This is a genomic window from Streptomyces durbertensis (assembly GCF_014156695.1).
In the GTDB taxonomy this organism is placed as follows: Bacteria; Actinomycetota; Actinomycetes; order Streptomycetales; family Streptomycetaceae; genus Streptomyces; species Streptomyces durbertensis.
On record NZ_WMLF01000011.1, the window covers coordinates 24109 to 31315 of the forward strand.

Here is a 7207-nt window from a genome sequence, read left to right on the forward strand (position 1 = left end):
CGCCGAGCCGACCGCCGCGTCCCGGACAGGAAGCCGCCGCATGCGCGTCCTTGTAGTCACCGCCGTCCCGGCCGAACGGGAGGCGGTGACGCGCGGCTGCCGGCTCGCCGGACCACCGGGCGGCCAGGCGGACGGCTCGGCTGACGGCTCGGCTGACGTGGAGGTGGTGGCCGCCGGTGTCGGCCCCGCCGCGGCGGCCGCCGGCACCGCCCGGGCGCTGGCCCTCGCCGAACGTGACGGCCGGCCCTTCGGGCTGGTGGTCTCCGCCGGCATCGGCGGCGGCTTCGCGCCGCACACCGGTGGGCCGCTGGTGGCCACCGCGATCATCGCCGCGGACCTGGGCGCGCAGACCCACGACGGCTTCGCCTCGCTCACCGAACTCGGCTTCGGTACCGACCGCCACCCCGTGCCGCTCGCGCTGGCCGGCGCGGTCGCGAAGGCGGCGGACGCCGCACTCGGCCCCGTGCTGACCGTCTCCACCACCACCGGCACCGCCGAGCGGGCCGCCGAACTGGCCGCCCGCCACCCCGGCGCGGTCGGCGAGGCCATGGAGGGCTTCGGGGTGGCGGAGGCGGCCACCGCGCTCCGGCTGCCGACGCTGGAGATCCGCACCGTCTCCAACCCCGTCGGCCCCCGGGACCGGGCCGCCTGGCGCGTCCACGACGCGCTGGAGGAGCTTTCCGACGTCTTCACGAAGATCATGCCGGTCCTGGCGGACTGGCGGGAGGGTGAGCCGACGTGACCGACCAGCCGGTGTCCGGCGACGCGCTGCGGATCGCCTACTCGCCCTGCCCGAACGACACGTTCGTCTTCCACGCCTGGACGCACGGGCTGGTACCGGGCGCTCCCCCGCTCGAGGTGACGCTCGCCGACATCGACGTCACCAACGGGCTCGCCGAACAGGGCGAGCAGTGCCCGTTCGACGTGCTGAAGGTGTCGTACGCGGTGCTGCCGTGGGTGCTGGAGGACTTCGCGCTGCTGCCGTGCGGCGGGGCGCTCGGCCGCGGCTGCGGGCCCCTGGTGCTCACCCGCGAGCCCGGCGTCTCCCTCACCGGCCGCACGGTCGCCGTGCCGAGCGAGCGGTCCACGGCGTACCTGCTCTTCCGGCTCTGGGCCGCCCAGGAGGTGCCCGGCGACGTCGGGGAGATCGTGGTGCTGCCGTTCCACGAGATCATGCCCGCCGTGCGGGACGGCCGGGTCGACGCCGGTCTGGTGATCCACGAGGCGCGGTTCACGTACCACCGGTTCGGGCTGCACGAACTCGCCGACATGGGTGAGCACTGGGAGGAGACCACCGGTCTGCCCATCCCGCTCGGCGCGATCATCGCCAGGCGCTCCCTCGGCGCCGACCGGCTCGCCGCGCTCGCCGACGCCGCGCGCGCCTCGGTACGGGCGGCCTGGGACGACCCGCACGCCTCGGCCGCGTACGTCCGGGAGAACGCCCAGGAGCTGGACCGCGCCGTCGCCGAACAGCACATCGGCCTGTACGTGAACGAGTTCACCGCCGACCTCGGCGAGAGCGGCTACGCGGCCGTGCGCGGGCTGCTGACCCGCGCGGCGGCCGAGGGGCTCGTACCGCCCCTCGGCCCCGACGCGCTGCTGCCGCCGTGGACGACCACCGCCTCCGAATGAGACCGGACCGGGCCGCCCCGGCTCAGACGTCCAGCTGGTCGGCGACCGCGCGGAGCATCCCGGCGATCTTCGAGCCCTGGGCCTTGTCCGGGTAGCGCCCCCGCTCCAACTGCTGGGACACGCCGTCCAGCAGTGTGGTCAGATCCTGGACGATCGAGGCCAGCTCGTCCGGCTTGCGCCGCTGCGCGGCCGCCACCGACGGGGCCGGGTCCAGCAGCGTCAACGAAAGCGCCTGGTCACCCCGCTGACCGGCGACGACCCCGAACTCCACGCGCTGTCCCGGCTTCAGCGACTCCACCCCGCTGGGCAACACCGACGAGTGCACGAAGACGTCACCGCCGTCGTCGCGGGAGAGAAAGCCGAAGCCCTTCTCACTGTTGAACCACTTGACCTTGCCGGTAGGCACGTCTGTCCTCGTCCTCGTACTCGTCCGGAAAGCCGGACCGCGTCCTCGCGATCCGGCCTTGGTCTGCCCTGAATAACAGGACAGCGGGTCCGATGACCCGCCGCCTCCAAGATTAATCTCCCAGCGGCCGGTGACAAGACGCCCCCGCCCGCTACGGCGTCGTACCTGCCCCCGGCCTACCCTGGACCGGTGAGCAATACACCAGTGTCCGGGGAAGCACCCCGCCTGTCAGCCGATTTCCGCTCCGAGCCGACCGGGCCGACCGGGCCCGCCGCGCGCGCCGACGCCGACGGGCGCCGGCCGGGCGACCTGCTCGTCAGGGCGGGAGGGATCGTCTTTGTCATCGGCGCGCTCGCCACGCTGGTGACGTTTGTCCCCTTCTTCATCGGCACCGAACCGTTCCCGCCGACGGCGTACTTCGTCTCGATGCTGATGGGCGCGGGCTTCGCGCTCGCGGGCGCCGGGCTGCTGCGCGCGGTCTTCGACCAGCGCCGCCACACGCGTACGACCGCGCAAAGCTGACAGCTTCCGGTCGACGCTCCCCGTCAGCCCGTGGCGACCCGCGGGCCGTCCGCGACGGCCCGCGGGTCCTGCACGCCCTCGCGCAGCCACGCCTCGAAGGCGTGCAGGTCGGGCAGGACGACGTCGGCGCCGGCGGCCCGCAGCTCCGCCTCGTCACACGGTCCCGTCGCCACCGCGACGGCCGTCACGCCGGCCGCCCGGGCGCCGCGCACGTCCCCGACGTGGTCGCCGACGAGGGCGGTCGCGCCGTGCTCGCGCAGCGCCTCGGCCTTCGCCTCCGCCCACAGCGAGCCGGCGACCGCGTCCGCCCGCATGCCCAGGTGCTCGAGGTGCGTCCGGGCGTGCGGTTCGTTCTTCGCCGTCACCACCAGCGAGCGGCCGCCGGCCTCACGCAGCGCGGCCAGCGCCGCCAGGGCTCCCGGCATCGGCAGCGTCGGCCGGAAGGCGTGCACCTCGTACAGCGCGCGGTAGCGCACCACCATCTCCGGTATGTGCTCCGCCGCGAACCAGTGCGCCAGCTCGTGCTCCAGCGGCGGACCGAGCCGGGACACCGCCAGCTCCGCGTCGACGGCGACGCCCGTCTCGACGGCCAACGCCTCGTAGGTCGCCCGGATACCGGGGCGGGAGTCGATCAGGGTCATGTCGAGGTCGAACCCGACCGTCATCGGAAGCGCGGCGGCACACATGCCCGCCATTCTCGCAGCGCCGCCCGTCGGCGGTCAGCCGCGCCCGGGGCCGCTGCACGCCCCTGCGCGACGCCGGTTCTCCGCCGTTGTCAGTGGCGGCTGCCACGCTTGCGCCATGACCACCACCCCACCATGGAGCCTCCTCGACCTCGACCGGGCGCTGCGCGCGAGCTGGGCGGCCGACACCTGCTCACCGGACGACATCACCCGCATCCCGTGGTCCGCCGACAACCCCTCCTGGGGCCACTGCGACATCACGGCCCTGATAGTCAACGACCTGTTCGGCGGGGACCTGGTCGTCGGCGAGGTGTTCCTGGGCGCGGAGCAGCGCGGCTTCCACTGGTGGAACCGGCTGCCCAGCGGGGCGGAGCTGGATCTGACCCGCGAGCAGTTCCGCCGCGGCGAGACGGTTCGCGGTGCCCGGACGGTGACCCGTCCGCCGGGCCCGCTGCGCCGCTGGGACGAGTACCTGGCACTGCGCGACCGCGTCACGGCCCACCTCGGCCGCATACCGGCTCCGGCCGCCTGAGCCGAGCCCGCGCCGGCCACCGGCCACACTCAACACGCAGAGCCACGGTGCCGGCACGCCCTGGTGTGCGGCACCCCGTGCCCGGCCGGCGCAAGGCCGCCAGCCCATGCCGTCTCCGAAGCCGGCGGCGCCGGCGGGCGGGCACGCCCACGGCAAGCAGCCCGGCGCCAGCAGGTTGGCGCCGGACACCGGTGTCCGCCGGCCCGCTCAGGCGCGGGGGCGTCGGGAGCGCCAGAGGAGGAAGGCGGCGCTGGCGGCCGCCGCGAGCCGCAGCACCCACGGGTAGGTCTCCCGCAGCGCCTCCTCCATCGCGCCCTCGGCGACGGGCTCGCCCCAGCGGCCGTCCATCCGGCCCCACAGCCAGATCACGGCCCCCAGCGCCACCGTGCCGGGCAGGCCGGCGGCCGCCCACTTCGCCTCCGGTCTGGTCAGCCGCGGCGACCACCACGCCAGCAGCCAGCCGGCTCCCAGGACGAGCACGTTGCCGAGCACCGCGCCGGCCACCAGGGCCAGGACGGCGGCGAGTTCGACCACCCCGCCGATCCTCGGCCCGCCGCCGCCGGGGGCGCCGCCGCGCAGCCGCAGGCGGCGCAGCAGCCCCGGCTTCGCGGCCGGCGCCTCGCTCTCGGCGGCGGCCTCCTCCGCCGGGGCCCCGGCCTGCCCTGGCACTCCCGGCAGCCCGGGCGGCGCCGGCTCGCCGGGCTTGGGCGGCGGGCGCAGCATCTCGGGGATCTCGATGCCGCCGACAAAGCCGCCCACGTCGCCGCCCGGGGAGGCGGGCGCGTACGGGTCGGGACCGGACCGCCACCAGGTCGGGTCGGACTCGGCGGGGCTCAGTTCGTCCATCCCGGCCAGGTGCGGGGGCGTGCCGGCGTCGGCCAGGCCGCGTCCGGACGTGCCCTCGGGCTCCCCGTCGGATGATCCCGAGCCGGTGCGTCCGGCCGGGTCGGACGTCTCCCTCGCGTCCTGCGCGCGGGGGCCGGGGACCAGTGAGCCGCCGCCGCGCGCGGCGGCGGAGACGATCTCCTCCGGTCTGCCCAGCCCCTTGAGGATCTTGCGGACGGCGGCCGGCGAGGAGGCGCCGCCGTCCGTCCTGGCCCGCTCGGCGTCGATGGTGGAGCGCAGACCCGTGACGAGTCTGGCCCGCTCGGCGGCGGTCATCGAGGTCGCGTGCGCGAGGTCCCCGACGCGGCTGAGGTAGTCCAGTACAAGCTGCTCGGTCTCGATCCCCACGGTCGGCAACGGTACCGCGCGGCAAGCCGGTTGGCCCGCCCACCGGCTGCGCCGCGTGCCCGTACCGCCGGCCGGTGTGCCCGACCGACAGGGACCGGGAAGCGGGGGAACGTCTAGTGTGGGGCGAATGACCAGCGAGACCGGCGTGCCTCGACGCACCCTCGCCGACGAACTGCGGTCCTGGCCCGACGAGCGCCTGGCGGAACTGCTGCGGGTACGGCCGGACCTGCTCTCCCCGGTCCCCGCCGACCTGACGCAGCTCGCCACCCGCGCCGGCACCCGGGCCTCGGTGTCCCGCGCGTTGGAGGGGCTGGACCAGTTCGCCCTCCAGACCGCGCAGGCGCTCGCGGTGGCCACGGACCCGTGCCCGGTCGAGGCGTTGGCCGCGCTGCTGCCCGGTGGTGGGGAGCGGCTGCCGGAGGCGCTGGCGGCGCTGCGGGCCCGGGCGGTGCTGTGGGGAGGGGACGACCGGCTGCGGCTGGTGCGCACGGCGCGTGAGGTGCTGGCGCCGGGCCCCTCCCAGCCGTCGCCGACGGGTCTCGGGCCCTCGCTGTCGGAGGCGGCGGCCGGCATGTCGCCCGCCAGGCTCCAGGAGATCCTGGCGGACGCCGGGTTGCCGACGACGGCCGACCCGGTCAGCGCGCTGGCGGCGCTCAGGGAGCTGTTCACCGACCGTGACCGGCTCGCGGACCTGCTGGAGCGGGCGCCGGCCGCCGCCACGGCGATGCTGGAGAAGCTGGTGTGGGGGCCGCCGTACGGGGAGATCTCGACGACGCCTTCGGCTCCGGTGCGCTGGCTGCTCGACCGGGCGCTGCTGCTCCAGGCGGGCCCGCGCACGGTGGTCCTGCCGCGCGAGGTGGCGCTGCATCTGCGGGACGGTCGGGCGCACCGCCGTCTGGAGCCGACGCCGCCGGGCGTCCCGGTCCGGCGGGAGTTCCCGGCCGCGTCGGTGGACGCGGCCGCCGCGGGCCAGGCGCTGACCGCCCTGTCGACGGTGGAGGAGCTGCTCAAGGAGTGGTCCCGCGCGGCGCCGCCGGTGCTGCGCGCGGGCGGGCTGGGGGTGCGGGAGCTGGCACGGACGGCGTCCGCGCTGGAGCTGCCGGAGTCGCAGACGGCGTTCTGGGCCGAGCTGGCGTACGCGGTCGGGCTGGTCGCCTCCGACGGGGAGGCGGACGAGCGGTACGCGCCGACGCCGTACTTCGACGAGTGGCGTGACCTGCCGGCGTCCCGCCGCTGGGCGACGCTGGTCGCCGCCTGGCTGCCGGCCACCCGGGTCGCCGCGCTGGTCGGCGGCCGGGACGCCAAGGGCCGCACGTTGGCGGCGCTCGGTCCCGGCCTGGACCGTACGGCCGCGCCCACGTTCCGCCACCGGGTGCTGACACTTCTCGCGGAACTTCCCGCGGGCGCGGTCCCGGACGTGGAGGCGGTCGCCGAGCGGCTGCGCTGGGAGCGCCCGCTGCGGGCCTCCGACCAGCTGCGGCAGCGGGTGTGCGCGGCGACCCTGGAGGAGGCGGAACTGCTCGGTGTCACCGGCCGCGGCGCGCTCGCCTCGTTCGCCCGCGCGCTGACCTCCGGCGACCGGCGGCAGGCGCTCACCGACGTCGAGAAGGCGGCGGCCGCGCTGGGTCCGCTGCTGCCCGAGCCGCTGGACCACGTGCTGCTCCAGGCGGATCTGACGGCGGTCGCGCCCGGGCCGCTGAAGCGTCCGCTCGCCGAGACGCTCGAGGTGCTGGCGGAGATCGAGTCGAAGGGCGGGGCCACGGTGTACCGGTTCACGTCCGCGTCGGTGCGCCGCGCGCTGGACACCGGCCGGACGGCGGCCGAGCTGCACAACTTCCTCGCGGCGCACTCCCGCACTCCGGTGCCGCAGCCGCTCGCCTACCTCGTCGACGACGTGGCCCGCAAGCACGGCCGGCTGCGGGTGGGCGCGGCCTCCGCGTACGTCCGCTGCGAGGACGACGCGCTGCTGACCGAGATCCTGGCCGACAGGCGGGCGGAGCCGCTGCGGCTGCGGCTGCTCGCGCCGACCGTGCTGGCTTCGCAGGTCGAGCCGGCGGTGCTGCTGGCCAGGCTGCGGGACATGGGCTACGCGCCGGCGGCGGAGTCCGCGACCGGCGAGGTCCTGCTGGCCGGGCCGGCCGGTCACCGCACCCCGCGCAGGTCCGCGCCCGAGCCGGTGCCGGACGGCCCGCCCCGGCC

The 7207-nt window shown here is 76.2% G+C and carries 8 protein-coding genes; 5 read left to right on the forward strand and 3 right to left on the reverse strand.

From position 1 onward, the window contains the following. The first annotated feature begins 40 nt into the window (after window positions 1-40). Window positions 41-742 (forward strand): futalosine hydrolase, encoded by a 702-nt coding sequence (locus GL263_RS01670; RefSeq protein WP_182853714.1) that lies wholly within the window; start codon window positions 41-43, stop codon window positions 740-742. Continuing rightward, window positions 739-1632: a 1,4-dihydroxy-6-naphtoate synthase gene (locus GL263_RS01675; protein WP_323379205.1), complete on the forward strand. Its 894-nt coding sequence runs from the start codon at window positions 739-741 to the stop codon at window positions 1630-1632. The genes GL263_RS01670 and GL263_RS01675 overlap by 4 nt, the downstream gene beginning before the upstream one ends. A 22-nt stretch (window positions 1633-1654) precedes the next feature. On the opposite strand, the gene GL263_RS28995 is transcribed toward GL263_RS01675, so the two are convergent. After that, the gene (locus GL263_RS28995; RefSeq protein ID WP_182853715.1) at window positions 1655-2038 is read right to left on the reverse strand and encodes a cold-shock protein; all 384 of its coding nucleotides are present in this window, start codon (window positions 2036-2038) and stop codon (window positions 1655-1657) included. 309 nt (window positions 2039-2347) lie between these two features. On the opposite strand from GL263_RS28995, the gene GL263_RS01685 reads away from it, so the two are divergent. Next, the gene (locus GL263_RS01685; RefSeq protein WP_182853725.1) at window positions 2348-2560 is read left to right on the forward strand and encodes a hypothetical protein; all 213 of its coding nucleotides are present in this window, start codon (window positions 2348-2350) and stop codon (window positions 2558-2560) included. Between the two features lie 23 nt (window positions 2561-2583). On the opposite strand, the gene GL263_RS01690 is transcribed toward GL263_RS01685, so the two are convergent. Beyond that, complete coding sequence (locus GL263_RS01690; protein ID WP_182853716.1) at window positions 2584-3255, reverse strand: HAD family hydrolase; 672 nt, start codon at window positions 3253-3255, stop codon at window positions 2584-2586. Between the two features lie 106 nt (window positions 3256-3361). Between GL263_RS01690 and GL263_RS01695 the strand changes: the two genes are divergently transcribed. Continuing rightward, entirely contained in the window at window positions 3362-3775 is a 414-nt protein-coding gene (locus GL263_RS01695; protein ID WP_182853717.1) for a YunG family protein, read from the forward strand. A gap of 207 nt (window positions 3776-3982) precedes the next feature. On the opposite strand, the gene GL263_RS01700 is transcribed toward GL263_RS01695, so the two are convergent. Further along, window positions 3983-5008 carry a hypothetical protein gene (locus GL263_RS01700; protein WP_182853718.1) on the reverse strand — a complete coding sequence of 342 codons (1026 nt, stop codon included), beginning with the start codon at window positions 5006-5008 and terminating at the stop codon, window positions 3983-3985. Window positions 5009-5135: 127 nt separating this feature from the next. Between GL263_RS01700 and GL263_RS01705 the strand changes: the two genes are divergently transcribed. Beyond that, window positions 5136-7207: helicase-associated domain-containing protein (locus tag GL263_RS01705; protein ID WP_182853719.1), on the forward strand; the 2072-nt coding region annotated here is incomplete at its 3' end.

Bases quoted from the DNA above. Each gene is read 5' to 3' on its own strand.
- GL263_RS01690 (WP_182853716.1), bottom strand. From the start codon at position 3,255: ATGGCGGGCATGTGTGCCGCCGCGCTTCCGATGACGGTCGGGTTCGAC.
- GL263_RS01695 (WP_182853717.1), top strand. From the start codon at position 3,362: ATGACCACCACCCCACCATGGAGCCTCCTCGACCTCGACCGGGCGCTG.
- GL263_RS01670 (WP_182853714.1), top strand. From the start codon at position 41: ATGCGCGTCCTTGTAGTCACCGCCGTCCCGGCCGAACGGGAGGCGGTG.